Raw genomic sequence first — 18,574 nt, forward strand, 5'->3', positions numbered from 1 at the left:
TTATTGTTCTTGGGTTACTGCCTTTTTCTTACTGGCTCTCTGTACTTTAAGTAACCCATCAGTGCTCTGGGTTACTACTGGGTTGCGGGTTACTGCTTTGATGTTTTCGAGGATGGTTTTTACCATGTTCTGCGCATCATTGGTCAATGTTTCCAGGTCGTTCCAGTTCTGTATTTTATACTCAAAGCCTTTATAGCGGTTGCCCCTGGTTATTTTTATATAGCCCATCCGTTCCAGTTCGTACAGGTAACGGCCTAAACTGCTCGGGCTTAACCGCATGGCTGACCTTACCTCTTTGCTATAAAAAGCCTCGGTGTCCTGTTCTTTCAAGTAGGTTTTCATCCGCTCAAAAAAGTTCCGGCAGGCATCGTTTAACTCGTCGCTCTTTTTCAATAGTGTAGTTTCCAGTAGCGTAAAAGCGGCTTCAATGTCGGCTATCGTGCTTTCAATATATTGTTCGCCGGTGTCTTCGTCCGTTTTTAGTTCCCTTTGGTACTGGTGGTAATAAGTGATCGTTTCGGTGAACATTAACAGCAGCAGCATGGTGCGGCGTGGCTTGAAAACAGCTTCCGGCAGGTGTAGATAGGTGGCATAAGGATTTCTAACGCTGATAGGTTTTAGGATGCGCTGTACATTTTTTACCTGCTCCCTGACCTTTCTTTCTTCGTACTGGTTGATCAGCCCTGCACTTAGCTTTCTTTGGTAGTCCATGATCTTTTTGTCCTGCTCCGGGCTGTTGTCCATGTAGAGCAAGATGCAGCGGTTCGCATTGTCTTCATAAAGCTGCTCCCTGGTGGTGCAGCCTGATATACAAACCGGGCCCTCAACATTCAGGGTTACTGTTTTGAGATTGCCTTTGCTGTCTTTAAGCGTTACCGTTTTGGATATTTTGCGTTTGCTTTGCAGTTCCCTTAGCGGGTACAATACCGCTTCTGCGCCGTCCATGTCTTCAATCAGCAGCAGTTTATGTTTCAGTTCTTCTTTGCCGAAGTAATAGAAAGCATTCATGCTTAGCGTAGTGATCTCTATTTTATCTTCTTCCGGCATTAGTTCGCTTACTCTTTCTTGTAACCAGGTCTTGCCCGTACCGCTGGCACCCAGGCACATCAGGTGCAGCGGGGTATGCCGTTTTCTGCTTGTATAGGTTAAGTAGGCGATCAGGCTGTTCGTTTCTTCGCCCACCAGGCCGCTTTGCGCGATCGCCTGTTTTGTCCTGGTTAACAAGTCGGGGGATTTGAGATAGGTTATAGCCGCTTTGCGCTCCTGCTCGGTTAGCTGCTTTTTTTCGACCTGTTTGGGCTTTATCGCTTCCAGGCGTTCCGACCGGTAATTTTCTAAGGCAGTCGTTAACTGGCTGATGGCCGTGCTGATCTCATTGGTACTGATGTCCAGGGCTTCAGCTGATTTCTCTATCAACTGCTCCGTTTGGATGCTGTTGTACAGGTCTAAGTTATGGCGGAATGCGTTTTGCTTATGGTCTGTACTGGTTAGTTTCAGCGTTACTTTCATACGGTCTAAGCCCGTTAGCTTGATACCGCCTAAGATGGTGATATGCAATTTGCCGTCCAGGTAGATGAGTAGTTCTGCATTTTCCGTTATTAGTTTGCCGCTTTTATTCATTGAAACTATTTATTGCGATTTTCGATATGGCAAAAATATTTATTAATACCTATTTTAGCAACTTAATAATTTACAAAAACGCAACATGTTGATTAAAATAGCTTTTATGGATATTTTTGGAAGAAAAACAAACGTAATGAGCTTAGGCGATAACATTAAGAAGATCAGGGAGCAAAAAGGATTGCTGCAAAAGCAATTAGCTGCTGAAGTGAACATACCCTATACCAGCTATAACAAGGTAGAGAACAATACACGTGATATTGCTATTGATGAACTGGAACGCTTTGCCGGATATTTCGGGATGACCATTGACCAGGTAGTACATTTTGATGTTCAGCCGGTTGATGTGAGCATTCAGGACAAGCCTAATTTCGAGCAGATCAACTTGATTAACCAATTAGACGAGGAAGATCGCACCGTGGTTTTTAAGATCATTGATACCATGCTTACCAAAAAGAAGTTTAAGGACTTCTTTAATAATAATGTAGCAACACTATAAATAACAAAGCCCGGCGCATGGCCAGGCTTTGCTTTCTACAGTAATTCCCTTATTTCGGCCAAGCGGAACGCTTAGCCGGGAGGAGATACTAAGAATCTACTCAATTTGTTCTTTAAAGGAATAGAATCCGGAGTATCCTGAATAATAAGCTATGTAATAGTTGTTAACCATTATTTTAATCACAGTATTATTCACACTTGGGTCAGATGTGGTATTTCTCCATTCGTTGCCTATTCGCTTTAGGTATTTCCGCTTAATGTGACTAAGTCCATATTTTTGATATTCTTTCATTACGAGTACGTTTCCCTTAATAAAAGAGCTATAATCTTTTGAAGTCAAATTACTATGTGATATTTTGTTTTCAATTAGCTTATAAATAAAATCCCGATAGCTTAAAGCATTTTTATTTTTTAAGTAATATCGATACAGTTCATTATTGGTAGTTAAGTAATAATCGTAAGGATCTTGATTTTTTTGAGTGGGTATTATTACATAAAATCGAGCCTTAGGATTAGTGTACAATGCTTTAACGAAACTTTCCTTTGAAGGGGTTTGAATGTAAACATTGCATATAAGCCATGAAAATAGAAGTAAAGATTTCATTTTATTTGTTTTTTATTGGCACTCCGCCATAAGTGGTTCTTTCTTTTTTACCCTCTTCCTTCCTTATCTTATTTTCAAATTTAACGGCTCGTATTTCTCCTTTTTTTGAAGCGGAAGACTTTGTATTTGCCTCACCTTTATTATTTCCCTTTAAATTATCATATGCATGAGACAACTCGTGGCCTACAAGAATTTCGGATTCTACAGTCTTTCCATCTTCTCCTTTAACAGTATAATCTAAAGAAATAATTGACCCTGTGCTTTTACCTTCGTTTACAGCTGAAGGATCTTCGGGATACGTTATACCCCCATCATACCCCGCTTCAAGGGAAACCTTCTCTTTACTTGTTTCAAGCGTCTTTAAGACCGACTTCACTGTCGGATCTTTCAACTTGCTTAATGTCTGTAATGCACTTAATGTTTTTGTAACAAACGCATCTTTTCCTTTGTATACTTTACCATTTTCTTGATACAACTGACCATTTCTGTAAGTCAAATCGCCTTTCATCGTTGGGATAACAATTTCGCGCCCATCTTCATCAATGAACCTTAATGGATTATTCGCAACGTAAGTGTATGGTGATAAAAGTTGATACTTCTCCGCCAGCGGATCGACACTTGTCCACCTTGCAATTACCGGATCGTAAAACCTGGCACCGTAATCGTATTGGCTAACTAAATCTGTCTGTATCTCCTTTCCATTGTAAAGATAACGATTGTTGTTGGAGTTATCATACTTTGGATTCCGCAAGCCGAATGCATAATATTCATCTTCCTGCAAAACACCGTTCTTATCCAAACTTACCCGGTTATTACCTAAATGATCTTTTAAGTTGTATTGATAGCTGTAATCATTGCCGTTGGGTATCGCCCTTCCTTCTTCCGTTTGTATGAAGGCTATAGCAGGAGATGTTCCGCCCAAAGGAGTTTTATAAACAATCCCGCTTACATAATCCCATGTGCCATCGCTGCCTGTGTTCCTGACCTTGGTGCCTGATGCTTCGTAGGTGTAAGTGGCTAAAGTGCTACCGCCCTGCGCTACAGTCGCAGGTAAGTTGAGCATATTGTAATTGATGCTCTTGGTACCTCCGTCGGTGGTCGCATTACCGTTGCCATCGTAAGTATAAGTTCTAAACGTGGCTCCGCCTTTCCAAACGGTGGTTAGTTGATTGCCGTTATAATTATAACTTAATGCCGCTAAACTTGCCCCCATACGGTTGAGGGTCATGATATTGCCCATCTTATCGTACGTAATGCCGTTCTCTGTCAGCAGGCCATTCGAATGATCCGCTGCGATCAAGCGGTTTAAGGCATCGTAGCTGTACTTCATCTTGCTATTGGCAGCCGTATTGTCGGATGTGGTATACATCTCGGCGATATTGCCGTTAAACTGCGGCGCCGCTCCTGTGCTGATGTTGGTGTTATAAGCCAGGTTCAACGTAAACTTCGTGCTGTTTGCGTTGGTTAACCAACCGTGTTCATTATAGGTATAGGCTATATTTTGCAGATAACTTGACCCGCTATTCTCACTGTGCAGATGCTTGGTTTTAGACTGGCCGAGTTCGTTATAATCTGTTTGGCTCAGTAATATATTCGCGCCATTATTGATCTTAGACCAGCTTTGCAGCTTACGCCCCATATGATCGTAAACCATGCTATCTATTACCGTTACGGCAAGGCTCGCCGTTCCGCTGTTGTCTTTATAATGCTGCCTCGTCGTACTAATAACCTCGTTGGAGAAATCATAAGTATTACTAATATGATCGTAATTGTTAATGCTTAAGTTTGCACTACCGCCCAAATAATGCTGGGCATAAGCATGGGTTACCCTTCCTTTATCATCATAATAATTCACCGTCCATAACATGTCGCCCGTGCCCAATACATTCACTTTAGTGGCTGTTTGCAATCCATTGGTCATGGTGCTGTTTTCGGTATGATGGTCGTACGGCATCCCCATGATGTTATAGTCATCATAATAGTTCACCGATAATATGGTATTCAGGCTATTGGGATACGTGTTTGTTAAAGTGTACCCATTGATATCCTCGATAGCCCTAACTTCCCATTGCATGGTTTGTGCATATACCTGTGTTTTTAAACCGGCAGGGCTAATGGCCGTATTGCCATTGTTCCATATCCCGATGATTACAGCTCGTCCCAATTCATCATATTTGGTGATGATCCATTGGTTTTGTGCGCGTTGATTAGCATCCTGGGTAGCAACCACCTGGTCAAGAATATTGTAAACCGTATATTGCCAGCCCGATCCCGGTATCTTCTTGGCAACCTGCCTGTTCCTTTCGTCAAATTGATATTGGTAACAAAGGTTATCCAGGGTAGTCTGGCTGATCGGGTTGCTTGCGTTGATGTTATCAGCTTCGGCTTTTGGTGGCAGTACAAAGCAAAGATTATTGAAGTCGTCATAAACATAGTAGGTACTTAATATTTCCGCCGTATTATTCTGTGTATTAAAAGTGCGCTTCAAAACAACATGCCCGTCCTTATCTTTGTATTCTTCAGTGGTATGATCTTTTCCGCTTGTCCAGTTCTCATCTTTGGTCACGGTTACGTGGAGTTGGTTTGTTCCGTAAACTCCCTGGTCTGTAAGCGTTCTGGCTCCCGTTACCGCGTCAATACTCACGCGGAATAGTTTTGCCCAATACCCCGTACCGGTGGTTAGGGAAGTGGCATCATTCGTGCCATAGTCTATTTTATTGGTATGCGCGCCAAGCTGCCAGTCGGTACCCGGCGCGCCCTGCTCCAATACCCTGTTCAATGGCGACGGCTCAAATGCCGTACCCGCCGATGGTACACTGATCGGGCTAAAGTCCTGCCCTGCGTGAGACTGGTAAAAATTATTCTGGGCACCGGGCAGCGCATCTGCTTTGTAACTGCCCGGCATGCCAGATGTTGTGGTATAAGGCAGGTATTTGGTTACTTCCCTGCCGAACCGGTCATAGGCGCTGGGCTGAACCATATCGTTCCGGCCGGGGCTGCCTTTCACCTGCACGGTTTGTACCGGCCTGCCCAGGCCGTCAAAGTACTGCACGGTTTGCATCACGTCGCATGCATTAACCGACAGGTCCGTTACATTAATGAGTTCTTTTCGTGGCGTATAGGTCGCAACATAATTCTGATCGCTGCTGGGCACTGCTGCCATGGAGGAGCAGCCGGTGGCTGATACCGTTATGCTCAGGGTGGTCGTGCTGCTGCCGATGTTGTTATTAGCGGTGATGGTATAGGTAGTTGCGGTGGATGCTGCGGTTGGTGTTCCGCTGATTGTTCCGGTCGTGCTATCAAAGTTCAGCCCCGCCGGTAAGGCAGGCGTAATGGTATAACCGAGATAATTGAGCTTACGCACCTGTGCATTGCTATCATCATCAACGTATAAATATCCGGCAGTCTTATCTGCCGCTATACCGAAGGGGTTGTAAAAGCTGGATGCGTTAGCCGCGCCGTTGGCCGATCCGATACTGCCGCTGCCTGCAAAGGTGCTTACATTGCCTGATGCATCGATCTTACGCACCCGTTGGTTGTTCTCGTCAGTCACATACAGGTTACCTGCCTGGTCGAGGGTCAGGCCCGTAGGGGCGCTGAAGCTTGCCGCCGTTCCGCTGCCGTCGGCGAAAGTTGCCGTGCCGCTGCCTGCTACGGTACTCACCACACCCGTGGGCGTAATCTTCCGGATCCGATGGTTACTCCTGTCGGTTACAAAAAGGTTACCTGATGCATCAACCACGATACTGAATGGCTGGTTGAATTTAGCGGTACTTCCGCTGCCGTCCAGCCATCCCGCCGTGCCCGTACCTGCCAGTGTGGTTACGTTGCCCGAAACAGCGTCTATCTTACGGATGAGGTTGTTATAGGTATCCGCTACATAAACATTTCCCGAAGCGTCTACAGCAACACCGCAGGGGTAGTAAAAGCTTGAATAGGTACGGTAGCCGTTGGTACTGCCCTGGGAACCTGTTCCCGCAAAAGTAGTCACATTTCCCGACGGGTCGATCTTGCGGATCGCATGGTTGTCTTCATCCGCCACATACACGTTCCCCGAGGCATCAACGGCCATGCCTACCGGGTGGTAGAACAAAGCGCTGCTGCCATTGCCGTTAGTAAAGCCTGTATAACCGCCTCCCGCCAGCAGCGTTTTTGTGCCCGCAGGTGTAATTTTATAGATCTGGTGATTGCCTGCATCAGCCACATAAACATTCCCCGTAGCGTCTACTGCTGCCCCCAGTGGCTGGCTATAGCCGGTGGAAAAAGTAGAAGTACCACCAATGCTTACCGCCCCGCAGGCATTAGCCGGTATCAGTGCCGTGATGGCTGTCCCGGTATAAAAGGTTTCGGGCGTGGTATAAGTGATGCAAGGGGCTTGTAAACCTGCACCCACCGTGATTGTCGTGGTAATTGAACCCTGGGCAGTACCATAGCCCTCGCTCACCACATAATAGGTACCCGCCGCAAGCGGTGCCGAGATCGCCGAGGTATTACCGCAACCGCCGTCATCGTCCGCTGCGATCTCGGTATTCGTAGCGGCGTTTATCAGGTGCAGATAGGTATCTATACCGCTGCCGCAGGTATTGATATTAACTGTTGCCGCGCTGCTTAGCGTGAACTGGTAAAAAATATCATTGCTCAACTGCCCGACATAATTGCCCAGGCAGGTATTGTCATTACTTCTCGTATCGGTATAAGTGCCCCCCGCGGAAGTAAAAGTACCGGCTGGGATAGCATTGGCTGTTCCCGCACCCGGGATCACGCTGACTGTGCCTGTTACATCCAGTTCCAGGGAAACATTACCCGTATTGGATCCGTAACCGCCGGTTGCGATGTAATAGGTTCCGGCTGACAGGCTTGTCTCGCTCACATACGAGGAAACACCCATGCAGACGCTACTGTTGTCATCGTTGGCGTCAACATAGTTTCCATTCTGGTCCAAAAGGTACAAATAGGTATCCCAGCCCGATCCGCATAACGATACAGCCACATTGGCCGTTTGTGTGAGCGTAAACTTATGCCAGATCACGTTGTAAGCATTGTTATAGCTTTCAACCGCATAATTTGTGTTGTTCACATCCGAGAAGCTTCCCGAACCGCAGCCGAAAGTGCCTGCATCGAGGGCAGTAGAAATATGTAAACCGTCCTGCGCCGAGGCCGTAAGCGCACGCATACCTAATAACACGAAGGCCGTTAGTGTAATAATCCTTTTCATCAAGATTGTTATTGTGAAGGTTTTGTAACTGGGTGCTTAGGGTTTCTGATTGCCTTGCAATCCTTTTTTTTGACGCTCGGTAGAAGGAATGATCTTCTCCTGCTGTTCCAGGGTCAGGATCGCCGAAAGGCTGTTGTTCTTTTTTATCACCAAGGAATCTATCGCCCGATGTTTCTGCGTCTCATTCAGGCTTCCGTTATTAATCACCTGTTTCATACCCGCTTTATAGCTGTCCTGGATCGCCGCAATCTGCGCCGCTTTAACCGAGTCCACGTTCAGGCGCTGGCGGATGAACCGCGTCATCCGGTGATGCTCGCTTTCTTTATGTTTGGTTGTATCGCGCTGCTGGCTGTAACCTCTTACTGAAATCAACAGAATGAGGCTTAGTATCGTGAATATCTTTTTCATATGATAGCGGTTTATTGTCCCTGGTAAGGGTAATTGATGTGTTTTATTATCCGGCTGTTTCCTTTTCATTTTCCCGTTTTTAAAGTGCGCTACCTACTGTTATTGCCCATGAACCTGCCGTTGTTAAATCGGCATTGCTGATGGTGTATATATTTCCGGCCGCATTGGTATTGTTAACGATAAAATCATTAACGGATAGTATTGACCAGCCCAGGTGAGTGGTCAGGTTATATGTCGAACCGTAAGTTTGCAGTTCCAGGTTGTAAATGCCTACCGGCACGTCTATACCCGCCGCCAGTTGGCTTTCGGTAAAAGTGTAAAGCACAGTGCCCGAAGCATCCTTAAATTTCAGGGAAGTGATACCACCCGACGGCGTGCTTGTACCGCTGGCTATATTACAATCGTTCTCGTACGTAAAATGCCGGTTACCGGTAAAACATTGGCCGTTATTATTGGCATTTGCTTGTCCGTTAATATTCATCTCGGCTATTGCCTGGGCATCTGCATCAGCCTGGCTGATGGTGGAACTATACGTGCCCGCAAATACAGTATAGCTTAGTGAACCGCCAACACCGCTGGTGCAATTTTTGTGGTAGGATTGGGTTTGCGCTGTATTATAATAAACCGTTGCCGGCGGACTGCTGTTAAAATGGTACTGGTAGCTTTTTAAAATATTACCGGTTAGATCCCGTACATTGGTCAGCCTTTGATAGTTGTCGTATTCATAAGAGGTTGTGGAGCCCCTGGCATCTATCCCGGCCGTTTGACCAATATAAGGGTCGTATGCGTAAACCGACATTTGCGCCCTTTCCGGATAAACGCAGATATCATCGATGTAATCTGACGCGGAAAAATCCTTACTTCCGTTATAATGTTCCTTGTGGTAATCCCACACGCTGCCGTTCTTCTGGAACCAGCTGATCTCGTAGGCTTTACCTGTTGGCGGGCTGAAATTGATGGTTAATGCGCTATGATTGCTCCTGCTGCCGGTATGGCTGTAAGCGGTGCTTGCTCCCGAAGTATATTCAAAGCCCTCGTAAAATATTTCATTCTCATTTGCAGTTTTGACTTCGGCAACCGGTAACAAATTGCCGTATCCCCAAAGGTAACTCGTTTTTGAACCAAACGTTTTGGATTGAGCAAGCAAGCCGCCGTTTGTATTGTAATTATATAAGCGGATGCGTGACTCGTAACTTCCCGTTCCTGTTTTGGTTTCGATACTGTCTGGTTCGTAGATATGGTTCCCAAAACTGCCGTAATTCGTTTTGACGCCCTGTTTGAGTATGCCGTCTTTATAATATAATTGCTCAATGACCGGGGTGATCAGGTTATTGTCGATCATGGCCTGATAAGGTACCGTGGTACCGCCCAACACCATATCGTGCGGGTATTTGTACAATACGGTTTTGACCGATCCATCACTGCCGATCGTTTTGCGCTGGGTCAGTTGCTGGTGAGTCAGGTCCGCATAGGTATCATACTGGCTTGTAACGATAGGATTGTTACCCGCAAGATCGTAGTTGGTCGTCACTGTGGTGTCGGCGTATACCCATTGACATATGATAGAGTACATAACCTCATCATAAGCACTCATAACGCTCGCACCTGGTGTATCCCCCCCAAGAATCCAATTTGTCCAATTTTGTTTGACGACAGCATTTGGAAAATCTTTGTAAAAAGCAGGATCGGATTTATAGTGCGTAGTAGTGCAGTTCACCACTTTAAACCCAAACGCTCCAGACGCTCCACCGGTGGTAAAAAATGTCCTGCTTCTATCTTCCAGCCCCCGCGGGAAGCCGGTATTACTGGAAGGAGCCCCGGCAATCGGGTTGTGCATAATCACCGAAGGAGGTATTTCTTGGGTGGGAATATAGCGGTGTTCTGTGCCCCCACTTTCCCAGTTTTCGCTTTTAAGTTCGATAACATGCGTATAATAAATATGCCCGCCGTCGGTATATTCATAGGCCTTTGAGGGAGTTGTGCTACCATTATAATAAGGGCAAACCTTTTGTGCGGCATCCCCGTTGCCAATGCATCTATGTGAACTGTAAATGTAAGAATAGTAATCCGAAGGATCAGGCCTAGCCTTAAGCAAGCCAGAAGATCTGCCTTGCGTTTCTAATTCACCATAAACGTATTTCTTGGTCATTACACTACCGGTGAGAGGCGTGGTCATAATTTTTGAGACCCTAAAACCGCCTGTTTCAAAATTGTCGGTAACGCTGGTTCCTTGGGCGATCCAGGTCATCGTGCCATGTGCCACAGCCGCCGCGCCATCGGCTCTTAAACGAAGGATATAGTTTCCCGACAACAAGGGCATAGATTTGTAGTATGAACTGTCTATATTAAGTTCATCACTCCAGAGTGGCGTCGAGAGATAGGTATCACTGCTGGCGAATACTTCAATGAACATATGCTGGTGAATATTGTCATTAGCCCCAGTTCCACTATAGGTGCACCACCCATGGATGTTAACGATTTGAGAAGGACCAATGGAAAACCCATAGATATCCGTAACTTCATCGTGTATCCCTGTACCCGTTACCGCCCGTTCAACATTAGTGGGATTGGGGTATACGAAACGGCTATCATATACGGTGTGTGGCTCGTAACTAATGCTGTCTGTCCCTGCCGTTGGGTAACTGATCTTACTCAATAAGCCAAAACGGGCATATCCAGAGTTCGGTTCACGATTGGCCATATCGCTTGGAAACTTAAGCGCCTCGTCGGGATCGGAGTCTTTGGGAACGAGGTGGGTATTGCTGACGCCATTGGCGTACCCCCAGTAGTCTTGAGCAAATGAAAGTCTGGAAGGAAGTCCATTCATGTTATAATACGACATTTTGTGGTTTTCGGTCTGCAAATTTGTGCCAGTCCGCTGCACCTGCATTAGAAATGGCCTGTACATTAATGGTGTAGAAGTACCAAGCGGGTTGTAATAAGTAGAGTTATAGGCGTATATATAATTTAAACCAAAACTGCTTTTAAGTGTGATTTGAACGGTATCTATAAGGTCTCTGCTGTAAAAATCCACACTGGTTAGGAGTGAATCGCCGATAACATCCAGCCTGGAGGCGTAATTGAACTTCACACTCTGGAACCGGGAATTAATGGATTTTAGGACGACTCCGTTACTTCGCAGATCATTTGGACAAATCTGCGTTTCGGTTCTTTCGTCGCACATGCTAACGCAGTCTTTACTCTTGAAGTAGGTAGATAAAGGTGTGCGGACGATGCTTTCAGATACATCGGCAAGATAATCGAAGGTGCACGATGCATAAGTGAGCCAGATGTATTCGCCGGTATAATGTTGTATGCTTTTTAAATACCAGGCATTAGGGACGTAACTTGCGAATGTCTTGCCACAGTTGCCACCGGGAACGGTCTTGGATTGTTCGGTAGCTCCAGTTCCACCGAACATATATCTCGTTCCGGAGGGGTCGGTCACCCTGAACGTCCAATCGCCGGTGAACTCGCCATGAAAATTGGTTTCTATCTTCAAGGGGCTTGCTGATATCATCATCGCCTGCGTTTTGTTGTCCGGATTCAGGATAAATCTGCCGGAGTAGCCGTTGAAATCGAAATTAAAGATGTCTGATTGAGAATCGACGAGTTCTCCAACTACACCAGTGACAAAGTTGTAATAATCCCATGAGTCAAAATTTGGAACCAAAGCTGGAGTATGAACAAAAGTGTAACTCTCATCTGGCTTATCGTACATGGAACGGGTAATTACTCCACCGGCTTTTAAAACCCAGCTCATACCCGCGCGGGATGCGATCTGGTTAACTTTCACCCCGCTTCCGGAGTTGTAGGCGAGCGAAATGGGAACCCGTACCTTTCCCGAACTGACCTGGCCGAGCGGGATATTCGCCGAGACCGATCCTGTCGAGAGGTTTACCGGGAGCGCGCTGTATTTGGTGATCTCATAGGCGTTTGGCGCGGGTGGCAAAACAGTGGTTAGCAATGGCGTGCTTATAGACCCATCCTGGGCCCTGGCGCATAACACGCCAATAAACAACGCGAAATATAGGAGTATTCCTTTCTTTGACATAAAGAGGATAATGATTTTTAGGTAGTAGGTTGATTGCAGTGACGGAACTATGGCGTTCTTGTGCTCAAGACGCACAGAGAAATATTTTCTTCATGATAGCTGTTTAATATGTTTCAAACTGATGTTATTGAAAATGGGGTTAGAGCAAATTTGATTTGCCTTAAACGTCAAAAGCAATCGGATAAAACACCGATTTTATATGTATTAATTGCAAATATTAAAACAACCGCTTCGGGGAAAAGCATAGTTTTAACATCAATAATTTATTAGGTAAATATTAGCAATTATCAATGAATAAAAAAATATTTTTAAGGTTTAATTGCATTATTTTTTAATAATGATCAACTTATGATTTCCTGTAACTAACAGTTAAAGTATTTTCACAAGGGAATATTAAATAAACCAATCATTTATCTGAATGCTATGATAATACGAATTCCAGCGCGAAATCCCCCGGATATTTTGAGTGAAAGTATTTTAAAGATGAGCATGTTCACGCAACGGCATGGACAAACAATCATGATGGCACATGAATGGTAATATAACTACTTCCCAATTTCCATCCATACTTCCATCGAAAGGTTTTTCACATCAAACGCAATCCCTTTCTTCAAAGGTTTTATGGCGATTGATCTCGGCATCCCTAACTTATTCGCCGATTCTAAATCATTTAACACTTTAACCAACGAAACAAAATCGCCTTCGAAATTCAGCCGCTCGATCACAAATTGATCGGTGTGCAGGTTAGGGTCGTCTACCGGGATGCCGGATAGTTTTACGTTTTGCTTTTCGGCGATGCGAGAAATGGCGGTAATGGTGTTACCACGGAAGGCTGATGAATCAGAGCGGTAGCGGTTCAGGATCAAATCCAGATTTTTACTTTTTCGCTCTAATAGTCCGGGCTGGTAAGACAGGTCTGATACCGCGGTTAGTTTTGAACAGAGTTCGCGGTTGGTTTGCCAGGCGGCTATAGTGCTTTTAAATGCTAATTGGTAGCAGATAATCAGCAGGAGAACCGATGCTGCTATAGCGAGATACCGTTTGTTAATGGACAGGTTTTTTAGCATATCAAATCAATAGGTAATTATAATAGTAAATTCTCCTGTATTTAACTCCTGGTTAGGGCTATAGATCTCTAACTCCACTGTTTTTACCCAGCTTTTAGTTTTAATCCGTGCCATCCATTCGTTTACGGGGATAACCTGTTGTGATAAGCCCGTCACCCTTATTTTTCGATCCTTAAACACCAGTGTTTTTTGATCGCGACTACCTTGTGCATCTATAGGGTTGATCTCTATATTTTTCCAGATAATCTCATTCGGCAAAATTGCCGCAAGTTCATCCACCAGGTGTGCTTTATTGATGCCGCCATACCAGCCCAGTATTTTTAGTTTGTGTTCTTTCAGTTTAACCTGCTCCTCTATTCCCTTCATATCGCTCGTGCTTTGTGCCGATCTGCTTACCTGATAAGCTAATTTCGTATTCTCGCTGCCAAGCCAGGAAAAGATGACGAAATTAATCAGCAGCAGGATGAAGATTAGGACAATAACTATCGAACCAAAAGCTTTGATCCATTTTGTTGTCAGCGCATCCTTATAATTTTGTTCAACAGTGTTATGATGGGCCTGTATGGGTTCCAGTTGAGCCGCCATAATCAACTGAAAGGCGGATGCATAAGCAAGTACCAGTTTCTCGTCGATCTTTTCAGATTCTATTTTAAGTGGGAATGGTGCAGCAGTTGTTTCTTCAAAACGGTATAATTTCCAATGTTTCTGCTCGTCTCTTTGAACTGTGTGTCCGTCAAAAACCACCTCGCCGTCATAAAAATTAAGCTGCGGCAAAATATGGTCAAGCACAAACGGCCCGAGGCTTAACATAACAACGCGGTAGCCAATCTCTTCCAGTTGCGTTATCCATTTATCGGCTTCGCTTTTGCGGATGACGGCTATAAATGACCTTTCACCGGAAACAAAGTTCTGGATATAAAAATCATCGAAATTTGCGTTCGGCAATACCTGCCCAAAATTAAGCGATGTTAATTCGGCCAGCTTTTCGGTTTGCCTGATAAGCACGCCCTTCCCGCAGATATTAAAAGCCACAGGTACTTTAATACTTAGCGTTTTGCTGGTCTCTTTAAGCGAATTTAAACCCGTTATCTTGTGTTCAAAATCAAGTTGCTTACCTTGTTTCAGTATTTGGCAGGCACTCACGGTTACCGCACCATCGCTCAGGATGTTGAGCTGTATGCCAATTGCCGTGTTTATCCCAAAATACTGTTTAAGCATATCTACTTTGTTGTTTGTACTCGATGGTTTGTTTATTCTTGATAGTTAGCGGATGATAGTTGGTTTGATAAACATCAGCGTTACGATCTTGGAGACCGTTTTGGTTCGGGTGCTGAAAATGTATTTTAACAAGGGTATCCGGGAGAGGATGGGCGTGCCTGATGAACCTTCGCTTTCCTGCGTTCTTTCCAGTCCGCCCAGCACAATCATATCTTCGTTATGCGCCCTTATCATCGATTCAAATTTACTGGTCGAGGTAGGTGCAGGGGCGTTTGCCGGCGGGGTTCCTATAAAATCGGTAATGTCTATCTTAATGCCAAGTGTTACCTGGTCGTCGCCCGATACAATGGGTTTGATATTGATAACCATATTGGCATCTATCTTATTATATTGCTGCGTGAAGTTGATGGTTGGCGATGATATGGACTGGATTACATTCTGGGTTTGCACCAGGTAAAAGCGCGAACTGCCCACGGTGAGTGATGCTGTGTGGCCGTTCAACGTGGTAAGTTTGGGTACGGAATGAACCTCAACATTGTCATGAGATTCCAGCGCGCTGATGGTGGCGTAAAAATTGGGCACCACATGACCGAGGTTAAGGTACGAACCGCCAAGCCTATCCAGCAAGCCGTTGATAGACGATGCGCCGAATGTAAAGTTAACACCCGGTAAAAGCGTTCCGCCGGTTTTTACGCTGTCGGCAACGCCCAGGGCTATGCCCGATGAATTGGTTTTGCTTTTATTGATATCCACCAAAGTGACCTCGATCATCACCATAGGCACCAATTGGTCAAGCTGTTTAATGTAGTCAACCAGTTCGGCAATCTGAGGACCGGAGCCTGATAGCAGCAGGGTGTTTTGTTCTCTAAATTCTTTGATCTCCACGCCTTTTTTCCATTCTGCGGGTATCATCGCCTGTACGGTATCTATCGAGCGGTTTTGTAAAGCGATGATCCGGCTCGTTCGAAGGCCTTCCAGTTTACGGTCGCCCAAAAGGTAAATACCGTTCTCTACCCTGAACGTATAATCGGTACCCTTAAAAAGAGAACCCAGGAAATTATCATAACTTATATCTGTTACATGTGAGGTGATCGTTCCTTTGATATCCGAATACAGGAAATAGCTTTTGCCCATTTCCTGGGATGCGGCCTTAACGAGGTCGAGTATGGAAGCATTAACAGCATCGCAGGAAATAAGCTTTTGCCCCAGCACCGTACGGCTGGATAAGCCCACGTTGCCGCCGCCTGTATTATTGACCGGTTTGTAAGCTTTACGTACGCTGGTGTTTTTATCGCCGTTAACATACAATTCCTCCCCATCGGTTAAGGATTGGAACAGGTAGAAGTTATCACTGGTTTTGACCATTTTAATATCATTGGCAAAGGCAAGTTTTTCCAGCGCGTTGTCAAAGGGCGCGTTAGAGATAAACGAGCTCACCCGTTTACCCATCAGCGAAGGTGTAACCACAATGTTTTTGCCCGAAACCTGCGTTATTTTCCTGGCTGCGGTATACAGGCTATCGTTATCCAGTTCAAATGATAAGGTGTTATCGCCTGGCCTGTAACTGGCTTTTATTTGCTTAACCGGGCGAAAGTTTTGGTTAGGATCCTGGTATGGTGTAACGGTTATAATTGAGCCGGTAAAGGAAAGGTCGAGATTGTAGTTTTTAACCAGGAAAACAAGAATGTTGAGTGCCGTTACGTTAGTAAAGTTATTGGTGATCCTGATGCTCAGTTTTGTGTCAACATTGATGCTCAATCCGTTTGATTTGGATAAGGCACCTAAAAAGTCTTGTATGGATACGCTGTTGAAAGATAGCTGGACTTTATCATGAAGGCCGGGAACTGTTGACGACAGTTGTTCCAGTTTATCCTGAATAGCCTGGATACGGTCGGGCTGCTGCGCAAAAAGCTGCACCGTAAAAAGTAGAAAAAAGGAAATAAAAAAAGTAAACTTTTGATTCGTACGCATTAATAATTAAATAACAGAGGATAAATCTCCTCCAGACTTGTCGTTCCTTCACTAAAAATATAAAAGGCGTTTTCCGCCAGTGTTTGTATTCCACGCTCTTTTAAAAGTTCCTGAATATACATATTCCCGTTCTTGATCTCAAGGGCCAGATCCTGATCTACCGGGATAACTTCATAAACCGCTTTACGCCCTTTATAGCCCGTGTAATAACAAACTTCGCAGCCGTTCGGTACATAGTGCTTTGTTACTTCGGAATAGGGTTTGAATTGCTTGGGGTACATGTCGCTTTTAAAATCCTGTTCCTTTTTACAATGCGGGCAAAGCAGCCTGATTAGCCGCTGCGCCACCGTTGTGTTCAAGGTGTTTGCTACCAGAAAAGATGGTATACCCATATCAATGAGCCTCGACACCGTTCCCCAGGCGGAATTGGTGTGGATGGTTGATAGCACCAAATGGCCTGTGAGCGCAGCCCTTATGGCCATATTCGCGGTTTCGGTATCGCGTATCTCACCCACCATAATTACATCCGGGTCCTGTCTTAAAAAAGTCCTGAGCGCAGCGGCGAAACCCAAGCCTATAGACTCCTTGAGTTGTACCTGATTAATACCCTCTAAGGTATATTCAACGGGGTCTTCTACCGTTAAAATATTGCGGGTTTCTTTATTGAGTAGTTTTAGAGTAGCGTAAAGTGTTGTCGTCTTGCCGGATCCTGTCGGGCCGCTGATTAACAAGATGCCGTTAGGTCGTTTAACTCCTTGCAGGTAATTATCCAGGTCGAAAGCCGAAAAACCAAGGCTATTTAGGTCTATCTCGGTAGCATCGTTATTTAATAAACGCAGCACCACTTTTTCACCATGCAAAGTCGGCAATATCGAAACACGAATGTCGAATTGCTGGTCTTTGTGTTTAAAATTAATCCGGCCATCCTGCGGCAGACGTTTTTCTGAAATATCAAGGTTAGATAATATCTTGATCTTATTAATCAGGGCCGGATAGTCGTCCCGTTTTAACAGGTAGCGTTCTACCATCATCCCGTCTATACGTATGCGTACCCGGCATTTGTTTTCATAGCTTTCGATATGAATATCACTGCTTTTGAGATTTTTGGCCTCGCTAATCAGGTTCAGCAAAAAATCATCGGCATTGTTATGCAGTTGTAATTGAATAGCTCCCTGCGCAGCATTATCTTTAATATAATATTTAGAAAGCAACCGGGCTATCTGTACCGGTGGGATTGCGTCCAGGTTAACGGTTAATCCCAGCAAAATTTCGAGTTCCGAAATGATTTCGTTCTGATTAGCACCGTCTTCGCAGTATAGCGTAAAAGTGCCGTTGCTTTTTTGTTTGGGCAGGACGCGATAATGCCAGGCCTGATCCTTAGTAAGCAGGTGAATATTATCAGTAAGTAATATAATGTCCTCGGTAGTGTTCATTTATAACAAGTAAGGCGTTAGCCAATCATCATGGATCAGATCGATTCGGGGACTCAACCAATCAAGTATTAAACATACAATAAATATCATTGCCTGCAAGCCTGCTAACGGAATTTGTTCGGCTTTTTTATGAAACAGTAAGTAAATGCCCGTCATGATGATAACGATCACTAAACTTAAAATATAAAACAGGATATAATTGATAGTAGAAAGATAAGTTGCGATGCAGAGCAGAAACAGAATATCGCCCCAACCCAAAAGGCTATGGGTAATATTTACAGCTCTTTTGTTTTTAATTGAAAAGTAAACGGAGATCAGCAAAAGTTGAAGTAGCACAAACCCAATGTTCATGGCCGATGTCGCTAATATTTCGGGAAACGGTTTTTGTTTGATGCCCTGTACTAAAAACAATATGGTTAATATAGGGAACCAATACCAGTAAACAGCCCTGCTCCGCATATCCTGTTTGAAAATCGCAAGCAATAC

The 18,574-nt window shown here is 44.7% G+C and carries 11 protein-coding genes; 1 reads left to right on the forward strand and 10 read right to left on the reverse strand.

Annotated features, from left to right (window positions below; translation table 11 throughout):
• Entirely contained in the window at positions 1-1,620 is a 1,620-nt protein-coding gene (locus BDD43_RS23090) for a hypothetical protein (protein WP_121200163.1), read from the reverse strand.
• An 85-nt stretch (positions 1,621-1,705) separates the two neighbouring features.
• On the opposite strand from BDD43_RS23090, the gene BDD43_RS23095 reads away from it, so the two are divergent.
• A complete protein-coding gene (locus tag BDD43_RS23095) occupies positions 1,706-2,119 on the forward strand; it encodes a helix-turn-helix domain-containing protein (protein ID WP_211339718.1) in 414 nt (137 codons plus the stop codon).
• A gap of 96 nt (positions 2,120-2,215) precedes the next feature.
• Here the strand turns inward: BDD43_RS23095 and BDD43_RS23100 are convergent, their stop codons facing one another.
• The 9 genes from BDD43_RS23100 to BDD43_RS23140 form a co-directional block, all read right to left on the reverse strand.
• Positions 2,216-2,722: a hypothetical protein gene (locus BDD43_RS23100; protein WP_121200165.1), complete on the reverse strand. Its 507-nt coding sequence runs from the start codon at positions 2,720-2,722 to the stop codon at positions 2,216-2,218.
• Position 2,723: 1 nt separating this feature from the next.
• On the reverse strand, positions 2,724-7,937 hold the full coding sequence (locus tag BDD43_RS23105; protein WP_121200169.1) for a DUF6443 domain-containing protein: 5,214 nt from the start codon (positions 7,935-7,937) through the stop codon (positions 2,724-2,726).
• A gap of 36 nt (positions 7,938-7,973) precedes the next feature.
• Positions 7,974-8,414, reverse strand: a complete 441-nt coding sequence (locus BDD43_RS23110; protein WP_121200171.1) for a hypothetical protein — start codon at positions 8,412-8,414, stop codon at positions 7,974-7,976.
• 10 nt (positions 8,415-8,424) lie between these two features.
• The gene (locus BDD43_RS23115; protein ID WP_147425723.1) at positions 8,425-12,399 is read right to left on the reverse strand and encodes a DUF5977 domain-containing protein; all 3,975 of its coding nucleotides are present in this window, start codon (positions 12,397-12,399) and stop codon (positions 8,425-8,427) included.
• 545 nt (positions 12,400-12,944) lie between these two features.
• Entirely contained in the window at positions 12,945-13,466 is a 522-nt protein-coding gene (locus tag BDD43_RS23120; RefSeq protein ID WP_121200175.1) for a hypothetical protein, read from the reverse strand.
• A 6-nt stretch (positions 13,467-13,472) separates the two neighbouring features.
• Positions 13,473-14,684 carry a hypothetical protein gene (locus BDD43_RS23125; RefSeq protein WP_121200177.1) on the reverse strand — a complete coding sequence of 404 codons (1,212 nt, stop codon included), beginning with the start codon at positions 14,682-14,684 and terminating at the stop codon, positions 13,473-13,475.
• A 45-nt stretch (positions 14,685-14,729) separates the two neighbouring features.
• Complete coding sequence (locus tag BDD43_RS23130) at positions 14,730-16,655, reverse strand: type II secretion system protein GspD (RefSeq protein ID WP_121200179.1); 1,926 nt, start codon at positions 16,653-16,655, stop codon at positions 14,730-14,732.
• Positions 16,655-18,088 carry a GspE/PulE family protein gene (locus tag BDD43_RS23135; protein WP_121200181.1) on the reverse strand — a complete coding sequence of 478 codons (1,434 nt, stop codon included), beginning with the start codon at positions 18,086-18,088 and terminating at the stop codon, positions 16,655-16,657. The genes BDD43_RS23130 and BDD43_RS23135 overlap by 1 nt, the downstream gene beginning before the upstream one ends.
• Positions 18,089-18,571 (reverse strand): hypothetical protein, encoded by a 483-nt coding sequence (locus BDD43_RS23140; protein ID WP_147425724.1) that lies wholly within the window; start codon positions 18,569-18,571, stop codon positions 18,089-18,091.
• Positions 18,572-18,574: the final 3 nt, after the last annotated feature.

Origin of the sequence: Mucilaginibacter gracilis, assembly GCF_003633615.1 — a bacterium.
Classification (GTDB): Bacteria; Bacteroidota; Bacteroidia; order Sphingobacteriales; family Sphingobacteriaceae; genus Mucilaginibacter; species Mucilaginibacter gracilis.